Genomic DNA, 24,143 nt, shown 5'->3' on the forward strand with positions numbered 1-24,143 from the left:
TTAAAAGTAGGATATTTATCCCACTACCATGGACTATAGGTTAACGGCACTGGCAGTAATAGTGGTACTGTTGGCTGCGGCAGTGGGTTACCTGGCGTATAGGGTTAATCAACCGGTTAAGCCAGTGACAATTACGTTACCAGTAACCTCAACGGTAACGGTGACGTCAACCTCAGTGGCCACTGTGGTAACCACTACATCAGCAACCTTAACCACAACAGCAACCAGTACATTAACCACCACCGCAGTCACCACTGTAACAGCCACAGTGACCCCGGTACAGAACATGAGGATTGCGTCCCTTGACCCAGCCTGCTCCCAAATAATCTTCACCCTAGGCTTAGGCAATAAGGTAGTCCTCATTGATACATACTCCGAGCAATTGTTAAGTTACTTCAACGTAACAATACCCTCAAACGCAACGGTGCTTACCTCAATATGGCCAACACCCTCAATTGAGGCTGTGGTTAATGCATCACCCACAGTGGTTTGCTATGACTTAGGCTTCTACGGAACCAGTACATTAGCCTCATTCTCAAGCATAGGGTTACCTCTAGTAATCATAAATGGTACAGCGGATAGGACATTCCAGCAGATTGAAATGGACGTTTACTCAACGGCCAAGGCCCTTGGGGTACCTGAAAGGGGTTTAGCTGTGGCTTCCTGGATGAACAACATTATTAATGGTGTTAGAAGCAGGGTCACTGGTTTAAGTGAACCAACAGTGGTCTTTATGGGTTGGAACAACCCCATTTACGCACCATCAAACTTAACCTTCATAGGTTATGAAATAACCATCGCCGGCGGCTTAGACGTAGTAAACACCACTGTACCATGGCCCACAATAACGCCAAGCCAATTAATAGTATATAACCCAGACTACATAATAGCAAGCAACTTCATGGGTAACTGCACAGCCACCCTTGAGGCAATAATGCAGGTACCTGGGATAAACTACACTAAGGCTGTTAAGGAGGGTCACGTCTACGTACTGGGTAACTTAGCCACAAGCCTAGTTGAGGAACCAGGCCCCTTATCAGTCTACGGGGCTGAGGTTATAGCGGCTATACTTCACCCTGAGGCCTTCGGGTTAAGTAATGTTCCGCAATGCGTAAGTGGTGAATGGGTGATAAGTAATCTAAAACCAACCCTCCCAAGTCAGGGAGGCTGAGTGGTGTGCGATGGGTAATTCACTTATTAAAAGGGTTTTGTATTTCTTAATCCCAATCCTACTACTCACTGGCTTCATCCTAAACCTAGTACTGGGGGAGGTTAATGTACCGGGTGATTGCCTAATACATTGTAGTCAAGTTAAGTACAGGGTAATAATCATGGATATTAGATTACCATCAGCATTAACATCACTACTGGTTGGTTACGTATTGGGTGTTTCAGGGGCTGTGATGCAGGGTATTTTAAGAAACCCATTAGCAGAACCCTTCACCACCGGGATAGCCAGTGCCGCTGTCCTAGGGGGTTTACTGGGTTACCTACTTGTCCTCGTGGGTAAGTTAACCGGCCTATACACCACCTTAGCCATACCTCTCCTAGCATTAATAGTGGGTTTATTCTCCTCATTAATTGTGGTTATGCTTGGTTCAAGGCTTGGTGTAGTTGGCTTAATACTAATGGGCATATTAATAACACTACTCTCCTATGCCGCATCAATGATAGTTATGCTGATTATTGAGTCAATTAACCCAACGGTCTCAATGCAACCCCTCTACCTACTCTACGGTAACCTAAGCGGCATACTATGGTGGCAATTCTACGTAATGCTAGCCGCCGCGGTGCCACCAATTCTAGTGGTTGCGTTCTTATCAAGGTACGTGGACTTACTCATGCTTGGTGATGATGTGGCTAAGGCAAGCGGCGTCAACCCGGTAACAGTTAGGAGGAGGCTAGTGGCCTTAATCTCAATACCCCTAGCAGTCTCACTGGCCTTCACTGGGGTAATAGGATTCATAGGCATTATAGCCCCATACACCGTTAGGCAATTAACGGGGAGGGGGTCTGGAAGCATTATTATACCTGGTTCAGGTCTCGTGGGTTCACTAATATTAACCTACTCCTATCTGGCTTCAAGGGTAATGGTGAAAGGATACGTAGTACCTATAACAGCGGTAACGGGCCTTGTGGGTATACCTGTTTTAATGTGGATGATTCTCAAGGGTGGTTTCGGTGCCTCAACGTAACGCTCTAGTTGAATTCAAGGACGCCTACCTGGGTTACGGGTCAAGGGTAGTGGTTAAGGGGTTGAATTTAACCGTGGGTGAGGGGTTAACGGTACTGCTTGGTCCTAATGGGAGCGGGAAGACAACGATAATGAAGGCAATATTCGGTTCAGCAAGGGTCATTAAGGGTTGGCTTAGGGTTAATGGCTCAGTAACCTACGCTCCCGCAGAGGTTGATGGATTAATCAACTTAACGGTACTGGAGACTGTTAAGACGGCTAGGAGGGGGTATGGTTGGGTTAGTGATGAGGATGCCATGGATGCTTTAATGAGCGTGGGCATAGTCGGTATCAGTAATATGAGGCTTAGTGAATTAAGCACTGGTCAAAAGAGGTTAACAATGATTGCAAGAGCCATAGCCAGTAACGCTGACTTAATGCTAATAGATGAGCCAACAGCCAACCTAGACCCAGGTAATAGGTACAGGATGATTAAGGTTATACGTGAACTAGCTAATAAACATGCAGTAATGGTTGCGACGCATGACGTTGATATTGCGCTTACAGCGAATCAAGTGGTTATGATAAGGGATGGAAACGTGATAGGCGTGGGGGAGCCGGGTAGAGTATTAACTGAGGAGAGGTTAACTCAATTATACGGTATAGTGGTTAAGTTAATTAAGCATAATGATGAGGTTCATGTAGTATTCCCAGTGAGTTAATCCCTAATTTAATAGGCTTTACGGTATTATTCAGTAAGTATACTGGGCATGGGTAACTCACCTTAAAGATGACTCGCATGCCTCTAATCCTCAAGATTTAGGGTAAAGCTTTAATGCTAAGTGATGCTTAATGAATGTGGTTAATTTAAGGTTTGTTAAGGTGGGTTTACTCACGTATGCATTAGGTATACTTGTATCCATGGGGGTTGAATACTTAGTTATCAGTAATATAGGCTTCTACGAGACTCATAGGTATGTAGTATTCACTGTAAGTACTGCAATAGCCTTGGTCTCAGTAATCCTTATGATAATGGGTACTAATAATGTTGAGGGAATTAAGGGTACCTTAAGCTTCCTGGGGTGCCTACTCCTACTTGTAGGTGAGGTTGCAGGGCTTATGCTTGGTCTTAGTAACTACGTCACCTACCTCTACGGCGTTAACATGCCCATTGATTTACTCATAATACCAGCCCCCATGGTTAATATTAATCGTGTTGAGCTTTTAACCCTCGCCTTAACCCTCATAGGTATTTCAGGCTGGTTAATGCTACTACTAGTACTACTCATGCTTACTAAGGGTATTCTTAATAATGTTGGGTTACTTACCTACACCATATCAATGATTATCCTCTACGCGTATTCACTAGGCGTAAGCCATGTATTAAATGTGTACGCCAACTACACGGCCATGTTCTACCTACTAGTAGTACTAGCGGTTGCATCCACTGCGGGTGCGGTATTAATGTTGATTAAGCCTGATTCAACACAGTAACATTATCCTCATAGCAATTACTAGTAGTTATGCATTGATCCTTTTTAATGAAACTAGTGTTAAGCCCTACCCCCAGGGTGAGGATTCTCCCCATAGCCCCCATTACTACTACTTAATGATCCTTAATAATGATGAGTAAGCTATGATTCATGAACTACATTAATGTTTGCTCCTACTTCATGGAATTAATTCGCATGTGGGAGATATTACCGGTAATGGATCCCGGCATAGGTAATTAGTCTTCTAACCATAATCCAGATTCTAATTAATCATCCATGTAACATAGGTAGTTTTCAATTTCTAAGCCGATTAACGTGTTTAATCAGTATGGTGCGGGGGGTGGGATTTGAACCCACGCAGGCCTACGCCAACGGGACCTAAACCCGCCCCCTTTGACCATGCTCGGGCACCCCCGCTTGCTCCTAGGTGTTGATTCATGGGATTTAAACTTTACCGTAATTAAACCTAGCCGCTCCCCTCAACCTCAGCCACCGCTGCCTTGAATAAGCCCTGTAGGAAGCCTATTGCATGCAGTCTACCTAATGCTGAGTAGCCTGGGGTTGATAATTGAGCTATATCACCACTTAAGGTTGGTGTATGGTCAACCCTAAACGGCCCGTAGAATTTATGCCTCACGAACTCCTTCATCGCTAAGTAAAACTCCTCACCGGCCTCATCAATGAAAACCTCCTCAAACCCCCTAGCCGTACCCCTAACAGCCCTGAAGTGTACGAAGAAGACCCTACCTGTTGGTACGAAGTGCCTAATTAACCCTGGTAGGTCATTGGTCATTAGGGAGAAGTTACCTAGGCACATTGTTATGCCATTGTACTCACTCTTAACTAGGCTTAATAACTTATCAAATGCCTCAATACTATTCATTATCCTAGCCGTACCAGCAACCTCAGGTATTGGTGGGTCATCAGGATGCATAGCCAACCTAACATTAGCGCTTTCAGCTATTGGTATAATGTATTCAAGGAAATCCTTCAGCGTCCTCCATAGTGTGGATGCATCAACTTTACCAAACTTAGGTGGTGGTGAATCCTTAAGATCCTCCTCATAGAAACCTGAGGTATAAGCCCCACCCCTACCCCTTAATGCAGTCCTAGTCCTAAGCCAACCAGTAGGCATCCAATTATAAACCCACGTTGATATACCTAACTTACCCATATTCTCAATGAGCTTAGCAACATTATCAAGCTGCTCCTCCTTGCCAGGTAAACCATATATTAACTTATCCATGGGTGGGTTATCCTCAATAATTGTGAGCTTAAAGCCAGCCTCCTCAATCATTCTCTTATAATTAGATAAGGGGGCATAATCCCAGGGATCCCAAGCCCTCCACTGCCTCCAATCAGGGTAAGCCCTAGGCAATATACCAGTAGCCTCCTCAACACCAACCTGCCTAAGCATATCCCAGAATACTGTCGGACTACTATCAAGTATTATTTCAGCAATCCTAAGCCTAACACCCGTATCCCCAACACCCATACAGGATTAACCACAAGTAGCTTTAAAACATTCCCACAATACTTCCAATTACATGATATAAAAAATATTTTTTAACCATGTAAAATAACCTAAAATCGCCTCTTACCTCCTTCTTAATGCTATTATTGCTGCAACAATGGCAATAATCACTACAATGATTACTATTCCTGCTATTAGTGTTGTTGATACTACTGGTTTAGTGACTGTTACTGTGCTTACTGCCGTAGTGGTTGCTGTGCTTACTACTGTGCTTGTTGATGTTACAGTGGCAGTACTAGTCACAGTAGCAACAGCAGTTGAAGTAACAGTGGTTGTTGAGGTTGTTGTGGCCGTAGTCGTTGAAGTCGTTGTAGTTGAAGTAACTGGAGTGTACGTTGTGTGGAAGTATGATGCTACACAAGCCTGTATCGACGAATCTGGGTTAGGTAAGCCTATGAAATCAGCCACAACCTTAAACCTTGGATTAGTCCACAATGAACCATTAATAATAGCCTCAGCTAATGGTGGAATAATACCAGTGGGTGCATAGGCGCCTAGTAGCACGTAATACATGGGTCCGTAAACCCACCAGTAATCCGCTGTACCAACTATGGCGTAGTTTACTGATGGTGGTAAGCAATCATAGGTCCAGTTTATATCGGCAACGGATGGTAGGTAGTAAAGGGGCGTAATCTTATCATATAATGGTACTGAGGGTACGAAGTAGTAGTACCATGCGAATATTGCGTCTATTGCTAGGTTGTAGTTCGGTGTGTTTGGTTGAGCCACAGCATCAAAGAATACTTGCCAGTTGCTTAGGTTTATGTAGCCGTATGTTGAGTTGATGCACCATACTATTGTGCTATTGGGTAGATTCAATGATGCTGGTGCAGTGACTGGTGTGCATGTACCATTAGGCCACTGGAATGGCCAAACCTCACTACCAGGAGTATAAGCAGATATTGCCGCACCTGAGTATACCCATGGATCCTGGAGGAAGGACCAAGCACTACCATATGATGGCGTGGCTGCAAGCCAAGTAGTTTCTGCCTCATATTGACCACTGGGTATTATTGTTCCATAGAATACTCCAACATCAAGCCCAATTAACTTGGCATTAATACCGAATTTCTGTAATTGAGATACTGCATCACTGGTCATTGTCATCCAATCACTAAACCCACTAACACTATACACCAGTAGGCTTAGTTCAGTGCCGTTTGGTGTGTACCAGTATCCGTTAATCTTCTTGAATCCTAGGCTCTGCAGTATTTGAGCCGCCTTGGCTGGATCATAGGAGCACGGTATAATGAACTGCCTAACACTTGGCGGATAAGTATCAATAGTCTCGGGGACTATTGGCTCAGGGTAGTAGTCTGGTTTACTAATGGCTAAGCCCCATGAGGCTCCAACCTCAGTCCTATTAATAACATAACACAAAGCCTCCCTAACCTGAGGAATATTCCAAGGATAATCATGAGGATTAATGTAAATACCCATGGTGTTCCAAGTGGGTGCAAAGTATATACCCACGCCGCGTGACTTAAGTAACTGCACCTGCTGCAGTGAAAAACCAGCACTACCCCATGTTGCCTTAAGAGCATACCAGTACTCGTAGGCTACTGAATTCGGCCCCCATATTGCCTCATAGGTTGGGTCATAGTAGTACCAATCCGCCAGTGGGAATATGTTAAGCCACTCGTTAAGTAGGTTACTTGGCTCGAGAGTTAGTGTCATATAGTTTGAACTGAAGTAAGTTAGGTACCATGGGTAAATACCCCAGTAGGGTACATTAATTTCGGTTACATTAGTACTGAACTTCATTGCCTGGGAAACACTCATTGACTTCAATTCATTAACCACAGGTTCCCATACAAACCATGGTGCATTTACACACTGGGTTAATACCCAGACTGGTATTAGGGGTGACCATTTGTTGACTAGTATTTGTAGGGTGTAGTTGTTTAATACCCTTAGGTCCTCGTTGAGTAGGGATTGGTTAATGAAGGGTGTCCACCAGCCGAAACTCTTAATACCAATGTAATACTCCGCGTAAAGGTCCCATGCGGTGAAGGGCATTGTGGCTGAGCCATTAAACCAGTATAAGCCCTTCCTAAGGTAGATGGTTAAAATACCACTACCATTAGGCAAAACCTGAACAGTCCAATTCTCAGCAAGAATAGGCCAGAATTGACCAGTTATATAGCTATAGAATGCCAGTGGGAAATATGTGCCGAAGCTAGATATACTGCATGTAGCTAAGCCTATTGGATTATACGGATTGTAAATGGGGGTACCTGGAGCAATCTCAAAGGTGGCGCCAGCGACAGGGAAAATTATCTGAGGCTTCTGTTGTGCATAGGTCACATTTATACCGTATATGACTAGAAGCATGGCTATTATGCTTAACACTATACCTATTACTTTTAGTGACATACCAGTCATACGCATTAAGGTACTATGTGTTTTATAAGGTTTACTATATATATATGATATGTGATATCCTATTTATTCCAACATTATGATTTAAGATTATTTATGAAATAAAATAGTACTAGGCATTAAGCTCTAAGTCCCCTACATTAGTACATAATACATTTATAATGCTAACATTAATATTGAAGAATTATCCACACTGAGAGAAAAGAGGCAGACCTAGTTAATTACTTTTGGCATACTCACTCAGTAGTAATGACTATTACTACGACCATATCCTATTACTAGTATTGACACTATTGGTTTGGTTACAGTGGTTACTGCAATGGTTATAGCTATACTGGTCACTGTGCTTATTATCATTGATGCAATTATTGAAGTAGTCGCTACAGTGGTTGAAGTCACTGGGTTATATGGTATGTGGAAGTATGATGTAGCACAATCCTATAAGGAATTAAGTTCTCATGAAATTAAGCAAATAATACCAACCATACCTAGTACGCATGAAGTTTTAAAATGCCATAAGCACTGGGTTAATGCATGGCAATGGGCACTAAGTGGAATGAGGTTTGGAAAATATCCTTCTCAGCATTCTTTGCTGATCTGGGGTACCAGGTAGCCGTCGTCGTGTTTCCCTTGATCTTCGTGCTATACCTGGGTGCGCCCATTTGGCTTTACGGTGTTGCTGAGGCTATTAATTACGGGTTAGGCGCCTTCCTGGGGTTCCTAGGTGGGTTGGTGAGTGATGTGGTGGGTAGGAAGAGGGTTGCCTTAGTGGGTAATGCGGTAATACTAGTGTTGACGCTCCTAGGGTTCTCGAGGTATTGGTGGCAGGCCCTGGTGATATTCATGATTGGGTGGTGGGCAAGAAACTTTAGGACACCACCCAGGAGGGCTATGCTCACTGAGGTCACGCAGCCCAGTGATAGGAGCCATGCCTTTGGTATACTGCATGCCTTGGATATAACAGGAGCCGTGTTAGCCATAACATACACTGCAGTCCTGCTATTCATTAAATTTCCCATAGAGTACCTACTGGCCATAACCGCCATACCCCTCACGGCATCCACATTACTGCTCTCCCTAGTTAATGTGAGCGGGGCCAGGGTAAATGGCGTGAGGGGCACGTTTACTTCATTTAGAACTAGGTCAAGCACAAACCTATGGTTCATAGTGGTGTCCACATTCCTCTTCGGATTCAGCCAGTATAGTTTCGGGTTCCCCATAATAACCACTATGCAATTCACCCACGAGGATTACCTGGCCGTGGTAACGTATGGGGTATTCCTAACGGCCTCGGCAATCTTCGGTTATTTATTCGGAAAACTAAGGCTAAGTGAGTACAGGGGGTTGGCCTTCCTGGGCTACCTAATGGGCTCGGTGGCATCCCTGGGTTTCGCACTACTTGCACCACTGGGTATCCTGGGCACGTATCCAATGGCGTTCTTACTAGGTATTGCTGTGGCGGGTACCGAGGTCTTCGAACCAACAATAGTCTCTAGGCTCGTGCCAGAGGAGTCCCTGGGCTCAGGTATGGGTATGCTAACCCTGGGCAGGAGTATTGGTTTACTTCTTGGGAATTCAGTAATGGGGCTGTTATACCAAATACACTACACATACTCATACTACTTCGCATCAGCAACATCCTTCGCAGCCTTCATAATAATCATGCTAATACAGAGAACCATGAAACTAGGACTAATCAAGGGACTCAACCATAATCATTAACTCACCCTAAACCAAGCAGTCATTAACTACACAGTGCCTGCGAACCAGGAGATTCCTAAACCTAATAAGCCCCAATACCCAAGGGTTATTAAACCATGGCCCTTCATTAGAATTAGTCTTGCCCACGTGAAGAACCAGCACCCTGAGGCCCTCAGGGCCTCAGCAATAGCAATTAATCCACACCTAATAACCAACCCACTCAACGTCATTTAACTTCTCGTAAAGTTCACCAGCAGGCTTCTTAATTATGTCTCGTTAAGGGCACATGGTTAAGTAAAGCATAACTTAACATGGGTACACAGCATTAATTCAATATTCTAATAAACATTATGAGATTAAATTGGCGCCGGGGCCGGGATTTGAACCCGGGCCCCCTTTGCGGGGACGGGATCTCGAGTCCCGCGCCTTGGACCAGGCTCGGCCACCCCGGCGGTTCTCATTAATCATGCGTCCCCATTTTTAAGCTTTTATAAGATTCAGTAGTTAAGGCGTAAGGGCGATGGTTACGTCACTGGTTATGGGTTGAATACTCCGTTGAACTCTATATTAACTCCAATCCCCTCCTTAATGGCCTTATCGTAGATTAGCTTAGCCACGGTAATGTCCTCAATGGATATGCCCAGGGACTTGAAGATTGTTATTGATTGCGAATTCTCCCTGCCCTTAACATTGCCTATAACTATATCCGATAATTTAACCACCCTACCCCAAACAGCCTCACCAGTCATTATTAAGTCCCCTGCCTCCTCCTTAGCCTGCTCCAGGTCATCAACGGCGATTAAATCAGCCTTATTAACGGCATCAGGTGCTAATTCAGCCCTATTCCTCCAGTTGCTTCCAATTGCATTAACGTGAATGCCTTCACTTAGGTATTCACCCTTTATGAATGGTTCCCTTGAGTTTGTTGCGGTCACTAGGACGTCAACTTTGCATACTTCCCTATAATCATTAACAATCACTGCGTCAACGCCATTGGACTTAATGTAGGATGCGAATGCCTCGGCATTAGCCCTACTCCTACTAATCACCTTAACCCTCCTAAGCATGCCCGTGGAGTTGAATGCCTCAAACTGAGCCCTAGCCTGCCTACCTGAACCAACTATGCCTAATTCACTCATTGAGTTAGCCATATACTTACTCGCCACAACAGACGCTGCCCCTGTCCTAATTTGCCCAAGCCTATCAGCCTCAATAATCGCTAATAATTCCCCCGTCTCAACGCTGAATAATAGGACAATGAACCTAGTCCCCTGCCTAGTACTCATGTATGCCTTTAAACCAGCAACATTATAGTCACCTAAGACACCGCTTTGAAGAACATGAAGTATAGCATTAGGTAACACAACCCTACGCCTAGGTAAGTTAACCGCCTTCCCTAACCCAAGTAACCTAAACCCATCCTCAACGGCCTTAATTGCCTCATTATATGTAAGTAACTTATTCACCTCCCCCTCCCTAATGTAAAGTGTCATGACCACTACCCCTTAGGTTGGGGCTTTGAGGTGTATTTAAGGGTTAATGAACTTAACTCACTGCAAGGATTTAAAACACGGTGCCGCTGGAAGTGAATTAATGGAGGATGTTACTGGTAAGGGGTTTAGGGAGGTTAAGCCTATTAATATTGTGCTCAGGGAGGCGTTGGCGTTAATTAAGCATACACCTAATGTAACTGAGGTTGATTTAAATAACGCGGTGGGTAGGTATTTGGCTGAGGATGTTTACTCAAGTATTGATGCTCCACCATTCAATAGGTCTGCTGTTGATGGGTACGCGGTGAGGAGTATTGACACCTTCGGCTCTTCACCAACAAACCCAGCGGTACTTAGGGTTAAGGGTTACTTACCCGTTGGTGAAGATCCCGGGAAATACGTGGTGAATCAAGGTGAGGCTGTGGAAATAGCCACTGGGGCACCTCTTCCCCCAGGTGCTGATGCGGTGGTTATGTATGAGAACACGGGTAGGAGGGGGGATTACGTTGAGGTTTACAGACCAGTGGCCCCCATGGATAATGTATCGAGGATTGGGGAGGATGTGGCTAAGGGTGAGTTAATATTCAGGAGGGGTACCTTGATTAAGCCCTGGGACCTTGGGGTATTGGCATCAATGGGCGTGGTTAAGGTTAGGGTTTATGAACCCAGGGTCATGTTGATTGTGACTGGTAATGAGCTTATTGAGGTTGAGGATGCCTTAAAGGGTGGCTTACAACCGGGTAAGGTGATTAATAGTACTAGATTCGTGTTAACAGCGATGCTTAAGAGCCTTGGATGCACTGTTGATTACCTTAAGCTACATGATGATGAAGCCGTGATAAGGGATCACGTGGCCAGGGCCCTCATTGACCATGATGCCGTAGTGACCACGGGTGGGGCCTCGGTGGGTAAGGTTGATTACACCATAAGGGCTGTGGCTGATTTAAAACCAGAGTACTTTAATCATGGGTTAGCCATTAGGCCGGGTAAACCCAATAGCATCGCCGTGAAGGATGGTAAACCAGTATTCATGCTAAGCGGCTTCCCAGTGGCCTCGTTAACGGGCTTCGAGGTTCTTGTTAAGCCGATTCTACTCCACATGATGAATGCTGTTGATGAACCTAGACCCAGGGTTAAGGGTGTTTTAACGAGGAGGGTTGCAACACCCATAAACACAAGGTCCTTCATTAGGGTTAGGGTTTACCTGGGTAGGGATGGTAGGGTTTACGTTGAGCCCCTTGCCTTAACGGGTAGTGGTGTATTGACTACGTTGGTTAAGGGTAATGGTATACTTGTGGTTCCTGAGAATAGGGAGGGTTACGATGAGGGTGATGAGGTTGAGGTTGAGTTAATAAGGCCAATATTCACCGAGTAGTGAAGAGCCTAATCAACGTATCCTTAACCTCACCAAGCACCTTAACGAGGGAATTATAGTCAATTGACTTCTGGTCAACCTCACTGTAAAGTAGAACCCTCTCCTCCCCGTAATCCCTTGTTAAGGCTAGTAGAATATTACGGGAGCCATTAATCCCCTCACCGAGACATATACTGTACTCCTCCGGGGGTAGGTACATGTCAACTGTGGCCCTTGTGGATGAGCCACTGCAGTTAACCTTACCCCTGAGGATTGGTGTTACATCACTAATTATCATTACCTTCCCAGTGGAGAAGAGGTAGGCGTTTATTGTCCTTGGATTACCCCCAATGTTAATTATCAGTGATGCGAAGGCTTTAATCGACTTACCCTGAGTCCTGTAGGCGTAGATATCCATTATACCCCACTTACCCTTATAATCCCTATACACCGTTAGGAAGGCCTCAATAAACCTCTCAGTAATCCCCACTTCCGGCGCCTCACCGTAACCCTAATTTAACTTTCCCCTCACTTACCTGTAAGCCTTAACTAACTCTGATTAAGGTTTATAAAATACCCAGTTAGTGGGGCATGTGGTATCAGTTAAGGTTCTCCAGTACAGTGATGATTACTTGAAATTCGTGGTGGAGGGTGTTAAGCCAAGCCTAATTAATTCACTTAGGAGGATACTGATCACTGATGTTCCTGTATTAGCCATTGATAGGGTTATTGTCCTAGATAACACCACGGTAATGTATGATGAGGTTCTTGCCCATAGGCTATCAATGATTCCGCTTAAGACTAATCTAGAGAAGTTACCTAAGATTGAGGAGTGTGAGGATGAGTTAGTTGACCCAAGCCTATGCCAGGTTAGGTATCAGTTGAGTATTAAGGCTAATGACCAGGTGGTTTCCGTTTACGCTAAGGATTTAATCCCAGATGACCCAGACTTCGCCCCAGTTTACCCAGATACATTAATAGTTAAGATGAGTAAGGGCCAAGTACTCTCCATTGAGGCTTACGCCAAGTTAGGTAGGGCTAGGGATCACGCCAAGTGGCAGGCATGCTTAGCATCATACTACTACTACCCGAAGGTTCAGTTACTTAACCCAAGGGATGAGAGGTGCGCCGCATGCCTTGAATCATGCAAGGGGATTACTAGGAAGAATGATGAATACGTCATAACGGATCCTCTTCAATGCACCTTCGATAACTGGAAGACATGCGAGGAGGCGTGCAGCGGCTCACTGGTGGTGGATTGGGATGAGGATAAGTACGTCTTCTGGGTTGAGAACTACGGTAACATGAGTATGGTGAATCTACTTAAGGAGGCCTTCAGGGTGTGGAAGTGGCGCTTCACCACTTTCCTTGACGTTATACGCAATGAGGCTAAAAGACAGGCAGCAAGGCCAAGTGAATCAAGTGAAGCCGAGGGTCAGGGGGATACGGGTAATAATCAAACCCAGGCCACTGATGAGGGTTTAAACCAGGCTCAGGGTTAAAGGTACTTCCTCGGGTCCGTTAACCTACCCTCAAGCGCAGTTGCCGCCGCTGTGGCTGCATTGGCTAGGTAAACCTTACCCTCAGGTGACCCCATCCTACCCTTAAAATTCCTACTACCAGTAGACACAGCAGTCTCCCCTGGCCCAATTACACCGAAGTGGCCTCCGAGGCATGGTCCACATGTACCGTACGTAACCACACAACCAGCCTTAGTTAACGTCTCTACGTAACCGGCGTCAAGGGCCTTAGTGAATAGGTCCCTTGATGCTGGGATGACAATGCACCTAGCCTTAACCTTACCATTCTTAAGTATCCTGGCTGCAGCCTCAAGGTCACTTAACCTACCGTTGGTGCATGACCCTATGAAGACGTAGTCAACCTCAATGCCCTCCACCTCACTAACAGGCTTAACGTTATCAACACTATGCGGTGCAGCCACAAGTGGTTCAAGCTTATTTAACTCAATGGTGTACTCATCAACGTACTTGGCGTCTGGATCAGGGGTAATTGGCTTAACATTAATACCCCTACTTCTACTCAGGTAGCTTACAGTCTCCTCATCTGGAATAAATATTGCTGCATCGGCGCCGAACTCAACACCCATGTTTGATACCGTAGCCCTATAATCCATTGGGAATGCCTTAGGCTTCTCAACCTGTAATTCAACAGACTTACCGTTTAAGCCCTCCGCCTTAAACACTGAGAGTATGTGAAGCGCCACATCCTTACCGTATACGCCTGGGGCTGGTTCATTAATTAGCCTTATTAGGAATGGTTCAGGGATCATTAACCAAGTCTTACCTGTCATGAGTATTGCAGCCATGTCACTGGCCCCCATTCCCTGGGCGAATGCCCCCACTGCGCCAACTGTTGTTGTGTGGCTGTCCGCAGCCATCACTACTTGACCAGGTAACGCGTACTTCTCTAGGAGTAGTTGATGTAGGATGCCGTCTCCAACATCATGGAAGTTCCTTACGTTAATGGATTTAGCGAACTTCCTTAACTTAACCTGAATCTCAGCAGCCCTATCATTAGGCGGCGGCGCCAAGTGGTCGAACGCTATTACGAACCTATCAAGGTCCCAAACCTTAACGGCACCAATATTCTCCATAACCTCCACTACGTGGTGGCCGGTTAGGTCATGGAATGCCGCTAAGTCAACTGTTATCTCCGTTACGTCACCTGGGGAAACCTGCCTTCCCGCAGCCTTGCTCAGTATCTTCTCGGTTAACGTGAGGCCCATTATTAATCACTGGTATGGGTGTTTAATCGTGGGTTTATTAATTTTACCAAGAATTCTACTTAACTTAGTTTTAATATTTGTAAAACTAACATTAAATATTTCATGTTTTACTAAAATAAATACGTGGTATTACCTACCGCTCCTCATTAGTCTCCTCAAATCCTCCCCAACAACCTCTAATCTATGGTTCTTAACCTCATTCAGCATTCTACTGAGGTTCTTCATACCCCCCTCATACTCATTCAACCACTCCCTGGCGAATTCACCATTCCTAACCCTCTCCGCGGCCTTCCTCATCCTCTCCTTAACTGAATTATCAAGAACATAAGGACCCACTGTTAATCCTCCGTACCTTGCTGTTTCACTAACGCCATTAAGCATTCCGTAAACGCCCCTCTCCCATATTAAATCCATTATTAACTTAGCCTCATTAAGCACCTCGAAGTAGGCTACCTCAGGTTGGTAGCCGAGTTCAATCATTGTCTCAAACCCCTTCTTAATTAACTCCATTAAACCACCCACAAGCACTGTTTGCTCACCAATTAGGTCTGTTTCAGTCTCCTCCGCGAATGTTGTTTCAATAACACCAACCCTAGTGAAGCCATTCGCCTTAGCCACAGCCAAGGCCCTCCTCAAGGCCTTACCAGTGTAATCCTGGTGAACCGCAACAAGAGCAGGCACACCCCATCCTCTAAGGTACTCGTCTCTAACAGCCTTACCTGGCGCCTTAGGGGCCACTAGGGTTACATCAATATTGCTGGGTGGTTTAATTAAGTTGTAGCGTATGTTGAAACCATGGGCGAATATGACTAATGCACCGGGTTTTAGGTTAGGCCCTATTTCACTGGTCCAAACCTTTGGTTGAACCATGTCTGGGAGTAGCACAGCAACTACATCAGCCATTTTAGTGGCCTCGGCTACATCATATGTCTCAAACCCCTCCTCCTTAGCTAGGTCACGGCTCTTACCTGGCCTTACACCCACAATAACCCTTAACCCACTATCCCTCATGTTAAGTGCCCATGACCTCCCCTGTATACCGTAGCCTAACACTGCAATTACCTTTCCCTTTAATTCAGATAGGTCGGCGTCCGTTTCCCTATATATTTTAGCCATTCCTCTCACCTACCTGTAGGGACTGCACTTTAGGTATACTTATACTTGTTGTATAGCTTACGTTAACTACATCGTACAGTTTATTCAATTTATTGCAAACCCAGTTAACCTCATCCTCAATACCCTCAACATACACTTCAACGTTAACGTGATTCTGATTAAATGAGGTTACCATTGACTTAACGTTCACCTTACCCCTCCTAATCACGTTAAGCGCCCTGACCAGTGGATCCACGCTTCCATCATTATTCAATAGGGTTATGGTTATCTTATAGTTATTCATTCCCCATCACCATACCTTAAGTTAACCTTAAACCCATCAGGTAGGGTTACCTCAGTAAGCCACTTACCAGGTTGAACCCAAGGCAGCACCAGGTCCCTTTCCCTATCTATGGTAACGTCAACAATCAGTGGTTCATTATTCCTAATAGCCCTAGCCACACTGTTCCTTAACTCATCGTAGTTACTCGGCCTAACACCATCTATCCCGTAGGCCTCAGCTATCTTCATGAAGTCTGGGTTAGCCTGGAAATCAACCCCAATTATCCTCCTACTGTACAGTAGCATTTGCCAATGCCTAACAAGCATAAGCGTTGAATTATCGAAGATAACCACTACTATGGGTAGGTTATACTCCCTAACTAGGGCTAGGTTCTGCATGGTCATTTGGAATGAACCATCACCATCAATATCAATAACAGGTACATTGGGCTTAGCCACCTTAGCACCTAGGGCTGCAGGTAAACCGAAACCCATGGTTCCTAGGCCTGCACTGGTTATGAATGTTCCAGGGACGTATACATCCCAATGCAGTTCACTCCACATTTGGTGACTGCCTACGCTTGTTGCGGTTATGGCGTGAGGTGGTGTAACCTCCCTAATCACCTTAAGTACCTTCCACGGCGCGAACCCAGGCATGTTATCCTGCTCCCTGAACTTCTCGTAGGCCTCCTTAATTGACTTAAGCCAATTAACGAAGGCCTCATTCTTAACAGCGGCCTTGGGAATTAACTCAAGCATCATTCTTAAAGCCACCTTAGCGTCACCTATTATGCCCACGCTTGGTTTAACGTTCTTACCGATCTCACTCTTATCAATATCAATGTGAATAATCTTCCTACCCCTCTGGAACTCCTTAAAATCACCCACAGTCCTATCGCTGAACCTAGTCCCAACAGCCAGGACGAGGTCTGAGTTAATTATGGCTGCATCAGCCTCAACCCTACCATGCATCCCAGCGGGACCCATGAATAATGGGTGATTATTCGGCACGCAATTCTTACCAGGTAGGGTGGTCACTATGGGCATCCATAGGGTTTCAGCAATGGCTAAAGCCTCCTCAGTGGCGTTACTCCAGCAGACGCCACCGCCAACAAGCATAACCGGTCTCTTAGCCTCCATTAGTAGTTTAACGGCATAGGCCACTAAGCCTATGTCTGGTTCAGGGACACCCTTGTAGTTAACGTTAATGCTTCCTGAGCCATCCCCCTTAACCTCTGATAATTGGGCATCCCTAGGTATATCAACTAAGACTGGGCCAGGTCTACCATCAGTGGCTATCCTGTAGGCTGCCTTAAAGGCTGGCACCAGGTCCTCAGGTTTCTTAACCATGAAGGTGTGTTTAACAATGGGCATTGATAAACCAACTATGTCGGTCTCCTGGAATGCATCCCTACCGAACACTGAGGTTGGTACTTGACCCGTTAAGGCCACTAGGGGTGATGAATCCATCATTGCGTTAGCCAAGCCAGTGGCCAGGTTAGTTGCCCCTGGACCTGAGGTAACCATTACAATCCCAGGTCTTTTAGTGACTCTACCGTAGGCATCAGCGGCGTGAATTGCCCCTTGTTCATGCCTAAAGAGGAATATTTTAGCTTCCTTACCGTAGAAGGCATCGAATAGTGGCATTATTTGGCCTCCCGGTATGCCGAAGACTTCCCTAATATTCATTTTAACTATTTCATCAGCCAATGCATCAACAGCCCTAACCACCGTAACCACCCCTATTTGATTCACTTGATTTTGATTCATTCATTTGATTTCTTTCTTCACTTAACATATTTTCATATTGGGCCCTCCAAGGCCCCTCCCTATCGTACGTAAAGAATAAAACACCTCATTAAACTACTGTCCCCAAGCCTCCCTATTTAAGCATTACCCCTAAACTATCTATTCGCTTTACCACTGTTACTAGCTCTTCGCCTAAAGCAAGGAGACTCTATTGAAGTTAATTACCAGTATTTATTAGCTCACTAAGGCTTAAAACTTATATACTCAATACCGAGGGGGTTTTAGGGTGGTCTGGATTGCTCAAGAAATGATTCAATCCCCCGTTAAGGAGACGGGGGTTAGGTATGTGAGGTTCCTAGACACCACCCTAAGGGATGGTGAACAAACACCAGGGGTTGCATTAAGACCTGAGGAGAAGTTGATAATAGCAATGAAGCTTGAGGACCTTGGGGTTGATTCAATAGAGGCCGGTTACCCATCCGTGAGTGAGGGTGAGTTTAAGTCTGTTAAAATGATTAGTAAGGAGATTACTGAATCTGAGGTTATTGCATTATCAAGGTCTAATAAGGCTGATATTGATAAGGCTATTGACGCTGACGTAAAGGCGGTTCACTTATTCATAGCCACGTCTGATATACACATGAAGTATAAGTTAAGGATGAGTAGGAGCCAGGTAATTGAAACAGCGGTTAACGCCGTTGAGTACGCTAAGAGCCACGGCTTAACAGTGGAGTTCAGCGCCGAGGATGCAACTAGAAGTGACTTAGACTTCCTAATCAATGTGTTTCAAAGCGTGGTGAACGCTGGGGCCGATAGGCTTGACATAGCTGATACTGTTGGGGTTATGTGGCCCAGTAGGATTATGAACCTGGTTAAGGTGATTAAAAGCAATGTGAAGGGTAATTACCTACTCAGTGTTCACTGTCATGATGACTTCGGGATGGCTGTAGCCAATAGTGTAGCCGCGATAGAGGCTGGGGCTGATCAAGCTCATGGTACAATAAACGGTGTTGGGGAGAGAGCCGGTAATGCGGCATTGGAGGAGATAGCCTCAGCTGTTAAATTCCTACTGGGTTATGATACTAGGATTAGGTTCAATAAGATTAAGGATGTTTCAGACACAGTGTCAAGGTTCTTTAAGATACCTGTACCACCCAATAAGGCTATAGTCGGTGCTAATGCCTTCTCCCATGAGTCGGGCATACACGTGCACGGTATCTTAAGTAACCCCCAGACGTATGAACCCATTGACCCCACTATGGTTGGTATGAGTCGTAGAATAGTCCTAGGTAAGCATAGTGGTAGGCATTCAGTGGAGTATGCCTTAAAGATGATGGGTATTGAACCCAGTAATGAACTAGTCATGAGGATACTCCACCGCATAAAGCAACTGGGTGACTCAGGGAGTAGCTTAACATGGGAGGACTTTAAAAGGATAGTACTAATGGAGATTAACAGTGAGTCAGCATGAGGATAGCCGTAATAAGGGGGGATGGAATAGGCCCTGAGGTTGTTGACTCAGCCTTAAGGGTCCTTAAGGCCGCTGCGGCTAAGTATGGGTTAACCATTGAGCTTCATGATGTTGAAGCCGGTGACTCAGCCTTAAGCAAGTATGGTGAAGCATTACCAAGTAAATACTGGGGTATTATTGAGTCCTCAGACGCCATACTAAAGGGGCCTGTGGGGGAGAGTGCTGGTGATGTTGTGGTTAAGTTAAGGAGGGGCCTTGACCTATACGCCAACATTAGGCCAGCTAAGGTGTATCCGGGTGTTAAGGCGCTTAGGGATGGGGTTGACTTAATCATAGTTAGGGAGAACACTGAGGATGTTTACGTTAGGGCTGAACACATGTTGACGAATGACGTGGCAGTGGCCTTAAGGGTTATTTCAAGGAGAGCCAGTGAGAGGATTGCTAAGGTTGCCTTTGAATTAGCTAAGGCGAGGAGGAATAAGGTAACCATAGTCCATAAGGCCAACGTATTAAGTGTAACAGATGGCTTATTCAGAACAGTGGCTAGGGAGGTTGCCTTAAAGTACCCTGGAGTTACAGTTAATGAAATGTACATTGACTCCGCTGTAATGGATATGGTTAGGAGACCCCAGGACTTCGACATAGTGTTAACCACCAACCTCTACGGTGACATACTAAGCGATATAGCCGCCTACGTAACCGGCAGCATAGGCTTAGCCCCATCAGCAAACATGGGTGATTCAAAGGCAATGTTTGAACCAGTTCACGGCGCCGCATTCGACATAGCCGGTAAGGGTATTGCTAATCCAACAGCCACAATACTCTGCATATCCTGGATGCTTAAATGGTGGGGTGGTAAAACGGGCAATGGGAGTTACGTAACCGCCGGTGAGGCGATTGAACGTAGTGTCCTAAATACCTTAAGTAGCGGTAAGTTAACCCCAGACCTAGGCGGTGGCTTAACCACTAATGCATTCACCGAGGAGGTTATGGCACACTTATGATTAATCCATCACAGCGCCTTTATGCCACAGGCATATTCCCTAAGATAATTAGTAGAGTCATATTCATTACTTAGCACTGCTACTGCAATTACTGAAAGGGTATTACTGATTCCTTACACTAGTATAGGGGGATGGGTTAGGAACATATTAGTCATCAGTGGCTATTTAGGTTAAATTTAAAATGAGTAAATTAACCGGGTTAACTATGCCTCAACTAGTAGTGGAGGGTAGGGTCATTAAGGTTGGGGATAACATTGATACTGATGTAATAATCCCAGCCAAGTACCTGGTTTACACTGATCCATCAATACTGGGTAAGCACGCCATGGAGCCCCTTGACCCCAACTTCTATGAGAAGGCTAAGAATGGTGTAATACTTGTTGGTGGAAGAGCCTTCGGAATGGGTTCAAGTAGGGAACAAGCCGCAATAGCGCTTAAGGCCGCTGGGGTTAAGGCTGTATTAGCGGAGTACTTCGCTAGGATATTCTACAGGAATGCAATAAACAATGGGCTCCCAGTCTTAACTGTACCGGGTGTAAGTAAGATGATTAATGATGGTGACCACGTACGTGTCATAGTTGATACAGGTGAAATTATTATAAATGATTCAAGGGTTATTAAGGCTAAGCCAATAACGGGAGTAGCCCTTGAAATACTACTTAAGGGCGGATTACTGAATTACCTAAAGAGTAGTGGCCAGTCTAAGTGAATTAAGGTTTACTTAAGCCCCATATTAATGAAGGCCTCAGCGAAGCGAATATATTCAACCCATGGTTTTCAATCCATAAGGCCTTATAAATTCTTGATAACCCCCGTGGGTAATGGGATTATTAAGTGAACGTGATCCCAGTCTTAATAATACCCTAATCCCAATCCCCTCACATTAACACTGATTCCCACGAATTATTTTTAACCCGAGTCCACTTAATTCAAGTTAATGTGCAGGATGCTGGTAATGATAGGGCATTTAGCTGACTTCATTAATCAGTATGAGGATGTGGTTAATGGTTTAATTAAGGCGGCTTCAAACGACCCATACGGTAGTAGACTGTATGGTGAAGCCAGGCACAGTGACGGTTGGGGTAAGGTGACGCTTGTGAGTAGACTGGGTGGTGAGCCATCATTAACAGTGCATAGGAGTGTTAACCCAATATACTCGGATTCATTACCCAATTCCCCATTAAGCGGCTTAGTGAATGATGGGGTATTCATTGAGATGATTCATGCAAGGGCAGCCAGCACAGGTACTCCAATCAACCTCTTCTCCACCCACCCTGTTCATGCAGTAACCGGTACTGGGGATGAGGTTTACATGATTCATAATGGTTCATTTAAGAAAGAGGAGCTCATTAAGGTACTCGGCCTAGGTGAGTGGGTTGAGGCTAAGTACAATGATACCTTTGTAGCTAATTTAGCATTAGCCAGGAGGGTGTTAGGCAATATTACTATTGATGATTTAAGGTGGTTACTAGGCTTCATGAGAACTGGCGCTAACCTAGGTGTAATGCTTGTTAAACATGATATGATTCAAGTAATAGTCGGCGGCTACCATGCTAGGCTTAATGATGGTAAGGATAAGGAGCGTGACGACTACTATAGGCTTTACTGGTGTAGGGTTGGGGAATCAAGCCTCTACGCATCATCAACAATAGTGGATTACTACAAGCCACACGGCTTAGCCAACTGTGAGCCACTTAATAATGGTGAATACCACTCATATAATATTAACCCACGTACAGGTGATGTAAAGCTTAATGATAAGTGGTTAATCAGTAATTAACTTAAACTAACCTGTTAGGTTAATTACTTTAAAATCAGGTTAATGCCGGTGCATCAATGAGGGCTAGGGCCTTAGTCCTAAGGGAATTCAGTGGGAGGCTTAGGCTTGAGTCCATTGATGTTAAGGAACCCGGTAATGATGAGTCAGTGTTAGTTAAGGTTATTGGAGCTGGAATGTGTAAGACAGATGTTAGGCTATGGAAGGGTACTGAGCCTAGGGAGGGCTTTAAACTACCCTTCGTCCTAGGTCATGAGAACGCGGGCATAGTGGAGGAGGTTGGGGGTAAGGTTAAGGGGCTTAAGCCGGGGGATAAGGTACTTGTATACGCAATTTGGGCTGACCCAGGCTGCAAATACTGTAGGGTGGGTAAGTGCATGCAGTGTAGGGATCAAAGCATACCAGGTCAATCAAACTACTACGGTGGGTATGCGGAGTACCTTTACGTACCGGATTACAGGTATTTAGTGAGGATAGACATTGATCCAGTTGAGACAGCCCCCTTAGCTGACGCTGGTTTAACATCATACTCAGCGGTTAAGAAGAGTATACCGTATCTTTACCCAGGTTCACTGGTGATAGTTTACGGTATGGGTGGCTTAGCCTCATATGCAGTGCAGTACCTTAGGAAAATGACCCCATACGTCACCGTTGTGGCCGTATCGAGGAGTGATGATAAGCTTAAGTGGGCTGAGGAATTAGGCGCCCACTATGCCGTTCACCCAAGTGAATTAGCCAGTATTGTTAAGAGCGTCAGCACTGATGGTGCCTCAATTCTCCTCGACTTCGTTGGCAATGAGGAGTCCGCTAAGGCAGTGTCATTACTTGAGCCGGGTGGTGCAGTGGTGTTGGTTGGCATGGAGGGTAAATCATACCCAATCCCCGTCTTCGATACTGTTGCCTGGCAGTACACGGTTATTGGGAGTAATTACGGTAGTATTAATGAGATGGAGGAGATGGTTAAGTTCATTAAGGATCATGGGGTTAAGTCATATATTGAGAAGATACCGTTAAGCGAGGGGGATGTTAACGATGCCTTAGTTAAATTAAGTGAGGGTAAGGTGCTTGGAAGATTCGTGATAACACCATGGGGTGGTTAACATGATTAGGAGGTTCTGGTTAGCTAAGGTCGGGGATCATGGGGAGGTCCCTGGACCGGAGGTGTATTGGATGAGGGATTTCGATAAGTGGGTTAGGTTAAGCTTCTACACAATGATAATTGATACTGATGACGGCTACGTCCTAGTGGGCACTGGTTTAGTTAGGGATTTAACCCTTAGGAATAAGTTCCTAAGGGAGTGGGCTGGTAGTGATAGGTGTAGGTTCACTGTTCAGGATAATGAGAGGATTGAGAACATATTAAAGAGACTTAAGTTAACGCCTGATGATATTGCACACATCATAATAACCCCGGTGCAGGACTACACGGTCGGTGGCTTGGACTTGTTTAAGAAGGCTAAAATATACTTCTCAAGGAGGGGTTGGTTTGAGGATGTTGTTAACCCTAAGCCATCCCCATTCCTAAACAGGGACGTTTACCTACCTAAGTATGTTAGGGATTACTTATTTGAGGAGGCTTGGGGTAGGATAATGCTTCTTGATGATGAGGATGAGGTTGTTGATGGTGTTAGGGTTAAGTGGACTGGTTGCCATCACAGGAGCTCAATGGCAGTAATAATTAACACTAAGGATTACGTGGTTAGTTTAACGGACTCAGCCTTCACCCTTAGGAACATTAGGGAGAACATACCCATAGGTATAGCTGAGGATATTTACGAGTGCCTAAACGCCTACGAGTACCTGAGGGCTAGGAGTAAGGTAATTATACCAGCCTACGACCCAGATAACGTTAACACCTTCAGGGAATGGTTCATTTAAACACCCTTATTAAG

The 24,143-nt window shown here is 45.1% G+C and carries 23 protein-coding genes and 2 tRNA genes; 14 read left to right on the top strand and 11 right to left on the bottom strand.

The genetic code is table 11. From position 1 onward, the window contains the following. Nucleotides 1-28 precede the first annotated feature (28 nt). The 4 genes from CMAQ_RS05910 (at nt 29) to CMAQ_RS05925 (ending at nt 3,667) form a co-directional block, all read left to right on the top strand. A complete protein-coding gene (locus CMAQ_RS05910) occupies nt 29-1,171 on the top strand; it encodes an ABC transporter substrate-binding protein (RefSeq protein ID WP_012186201.1) in 1,143 nt (380 codons plus the stop codon). A gap of 10 nt (nt 1,172-1,181) precedes the next feature. Continuing rightward, nucleotides 1,182-2,195, top strand: coding sequence for a FecCD family ABC transporter permease (locus tag CMAQ_RS05915; RefSeq protein ID WP_012186202.1), 1,014 nt, complete (start codon nt 1,182-1,184; stop codon nt 2,193-2,195). Continuing rightward, a complete protein-coding gene (locus tag CMAQ_RS05920; RefSeq protein WP_012186203.1) occupies nt 2,182-2,895 on the top strand; it encodes an ABC transporter ATP-binding protein in 714 nt (237 codons plus the stop codon). Before CMAQ_RS05915 ends, CMAQ_RS05920 begins: the two co-directional genes overlap by 14 nt. 136 nt (nt 2,896-3,031) lie before the next feature. After that, a complete protein-coding gene (locus CMAQ_RS05925; protein ID WP_156769855.1) occupies nt 3,032-3,667 on the top strand; it encodes a hypothetical protein in 636 nt (211 codons plus the stop codon). 328 nt (nt 3,668-3,995) lie between these two features. Here CMAQ_RS05925 and CMAQ_RS05930 read toward each other — a convergent pair. The 4 genes from CMAQ_RS05930 to CMAQ_RS10705 form a co-directional block, all read right to left on the bottom strand. Then, a tRNA-Leu gene (locus CMAQ_RS05930) sits at nt 3,996-4,083 on the bottom strand. Between the two features lie 49 nt (nt 4,084-4,132). Next, on the bottom strand, nt 4,133-5,161 hold the full coding sequence (locus CMAQ_RS05935; protein WP_012186206.1) for a mannonate dehydratase: 1,029 nt from the start codon (nt 5,159-5,161) through the stop codon (nt 4,133-4,135). 102 nt (nt 5,162-5,263) lie between these two features. Continuing rightward, nucleotides 5,264-7,591: an ABC transporter substrate-binding protein gene (locus tag CMAQ_RS05940; RefSeq protein ID WP_012186207.1), complete on the bottom strand. Its 2,328-nt coding sequence runs from the start codon at nt 7,589-7,591 to the stop codon at nt 5,264-5,266. A 231-nt stretch (nt 7,592-7,822) separates the two neighbouring features. After that, nucleotides 7,823-7,981 (bottom strand): hypothetical protein, encoded by a 159-nt coding sequence (locus CMAQ_RS10705; RefSeq protein WP_156769856.1) that lies wholly within the window; start codon nt 7,979-7,981, stop codon nt 7,823-7,825. Between the two features lie 135 nt (nt 7,982-8,116). Here CMAQ_RS10705 and CMAQ_RS05945 point away from each other — a divergent pair, with 135 nt between their 5' ends. After that, nucleotides 8,117-9,304 (top strand): MFS transporter, encoded by a 1,188-nt coding sequence (locus CMAQ_RS05945; protein ID WP_012186208.1) that lies wholly within the window; start codon nt 8,117-8,119, stop codon nt 9,302-9,304. A gap of 33 nt (nt 9,305-9,337) precedes the next feature. Beyond that, nucleotides 9,338-9,517 (top strand): hypothetical protein, encoded by a 180-nt coding sequence (locus tag CMAQ_RS10710; protein ID WP_156769857.1) that lies wholly within the window; start codon nt 9,338-9,340, stop codon nt 9,515-9,517. Between the two features lie 128 nt (nt 9,518-9,645). On the opposite strand, the gene CMAQ_RS05955 is transcribed toward CMAQ_RS10710, so the two are convergent. Together CMAQ_RS05955 and CMAQ_RS05960 are read right to left on the bottom strand one after the other, a co-directional pair. Then, nucleotides 9,646-9,735: transfer RNA gene (locus tag CMAQ_RS05955), tRNA-Ser, on the bottom strand. An 84-nt stretch (nt 9,736-9,819) separates the two neighbouring features. Further along, nucleotides 9,820-10,776 (bottom strand): ornithine cyclodeaminase family protein, encoded by a 957-nt coding sequence (locus CMAQ_RS05960; RefSeq protein WP_012186209.1) that lies wholly within the window; start codon nt 10,774-10,776, stop codon nt 9,820-9,822. A gap of 100 nt (nt 10,777-10,876) precedes the next feature. Here CMAQ_RS05960 and CMAQ_RS05965 point away from each other — a divergent pair, with 100 nt between their 5' ends. Next, a complete protein-coding gene (locus CMAQ_RS05965) occupies nt 10,877-12,148 on the top strand; it encodes a molybdopterin molybdotransferase MoeA (RefSeq protein WP_048062709.1) in 1,272 nt (423 codons plus the stop codon). On the opposite strand, the gene CMAQ_RS05970 is transcribed toward CMAQ_RS05965, so the two are convergent. After that, a complete protein-coding gene (locus tag CMAQ_RS05970; protein WP_012186211.1) occupies nt 12,138-12,617 on the bottom strand; it encodes a hypothetical protein in 480 nt (159 codons plus the stop codon). The genes CMAQ_RS05965 and CMAQ_RS05970 overlap by 11 nt on opposite strands. Nucleotides 12,618-12,720: 103 nt before the next feature. Between CMAQ_RS05970 and CMAQ_RS05975 the strand changes: the two genes are divergently transcribed. Next, the gene (locus CMAQ_RS05975; RefSeq protein ID WP_048062710.1) at nt 12,721-13,629 is read left to right on the top strand and encodes a DNA-directed RNA polymerase subunit D; all 909 of its coding nucleotides are present in this window, start codon (nt 12,721-12,723) and stop codon (nt 13,627-13,629) included. Here the strand turns inward: CMAQ_RS05975 and CMAQ_RS05980 are convergent. The 4 genes from CMAQ_RS05980 to ilvB all read right to left on the bottom strand — a co-directional run bounded on the left by CMAQ_RS05980 (nt 13,626) and on the right by ilvB (nt 18,020). Next, nucleotides 13,626-14,873, bottom strand: a complete 1,248-nt coding sequence (locus CMAQ_RS05980; protein ID WP_012186213.1) for a 3-isopropylmalate dehydratase large subunit — start codon at nt 14,871-14,873, stop codon at nt 13,626-13,628. The genes CMAQ_RS05975 and CMAQ_RS05980 overlap by 4 nt on opposite strands. A gap of 129 nt (nt 14,874-15,002) precedes the next feature. Further along, nucleotides 15,003-15,989, bottom strand: a complete 987-nt coding sequence (gene ilvC / locus CMAQ_RS05985; protein ID WP_012186214.1) for a ketol-acid reductoisomerase — start codon at nt 15,987-15,989, stop codon at nt 15,003-15,005. Beyond that, nucleotides 15,982-16,272 (bottom strand): ACT domain-containing protein, encoded by a 291-nt coding sequence (locus CMAQ_RS05990; protein WP_012186215.1) that lies wholly within the window; start codon nt 16,270-16,272, stop codon nt 15,982-15,984. The genes ilvC and CMAQ_RS05990 overlap by 8 nt, the downstream gene beginning before the upstream one ends. After that, a complete protein-coding gene (gene ilvB / locus CMAQ_RS05995) occupies nt 16,269-18,020 on the bottom strand; it encodes a biosynthetic-type acetolactate synthase large subunit (protein ID WP_012186216.1) in 1,752 nt (583 codons plus the stop codon). Before ilvB ends, CMAQ_RS05990 begins: the two co-directional genes overlap by 4 nt. 265 nt (nt 18,021-18,285) lie before the next feature. On the opposite strand from ilvB, the gene CMAQ_RS06000 reads away from it, so the two are divergent. The 6 genes from CMAQ_RS06000 (at nt 18,286) to CMAQ_RS06025 (ending at nt 24,129) form a co-directional block, all read left to right on the top strand. Continuing rightward, complete coding sequence (locus tag CMAQ_RS06000; protein ID WP_012186217.1) at nt 18,286-19,470, top strand: 2-isopropylmalate synthase; 1,185 nt, start codon at nt 18,286-18,288, stop codon at nt 19,468-19,470. Beyond that, entirely contained in the window at nt 19,467-20,474 is a 1,008-nt protein-coding gene (locus CMAQ_RS06005; protein WP_012186218.1) for an isocitrate/isopropylmalate dehydrogenase family protein, read from the top strand. The genes CMAQ_RS06000 and CMAQ_RS06005 overlap by 4 nt, the downstream gene beginning before the upstream one ends. A gap of 205 nt (nt 20,475-20,679) precedes the next feature. Further along, complete coding sequence (locus CMAQ_RS06010; RefSeq protein ID WP_048062987.1) at nt 20,680-21,183, top strand: 3-isopropylmalate dehydratase small subunit; 504 nt, start codon at nt 20,680-20,682, stop codon at nt 21,181-21,183. 228 nt (nt 21,184-21,411) lie between these two features. Then, nucleotides 21,412-22,254, top strand: a complete 843-nt coding sequence (locus CMAQ_RS06015) for a class II glutamine amidotransferase (protein ID WP_048062711.1) — start codon at nt 21,412-21,414, stop codon at nt 22,252-22,254. A 56-nt stretch (nt 22,255-22,310) separates the two neighbouring features. Next, nucleotides 22,311-23,351 carry an NAD(P)-dependent alcohol dehydrogenase gene (locus CMAQ_RS06020; RefSeq protein ID WP_012186221.1) on the top strand — a complete coding sequence of 347 codons (1,041 nt, stop codon included), beginning with the start codon at nt 22,311-22,313 and terminating at the stop codon, nt 23,349-23,351. A gap of 1 nt (nt 23,352) precedes the next feature. Beyond that, the gene (locus CMAQ_RS06025; RefSeq protein ID WP_048062712.1) at nt 23,353-24,129 is read left to right on the top strand and encodes an MBL fold metallo-hydrolase; all 777 of its coding nucleotides are present in this window, start codon (nt 23,353-23,355) and stop codon (nt 24,127-24,129) included. Nucleotides 24,130-24,143: the final 14 nt, after the last annotated feature.

Origin of the sequence: Caldivirga maquilingensis IC-167, assembly GCF_000018305.1 — an archaeon.
Taxonomy (GTDB): domain Archaea; phylum Thermoproteota; class Thermoprotei; order Thermoproteales; family Thermocladiaceae; genus Caldivirga; species Caldivirga maquilingensis.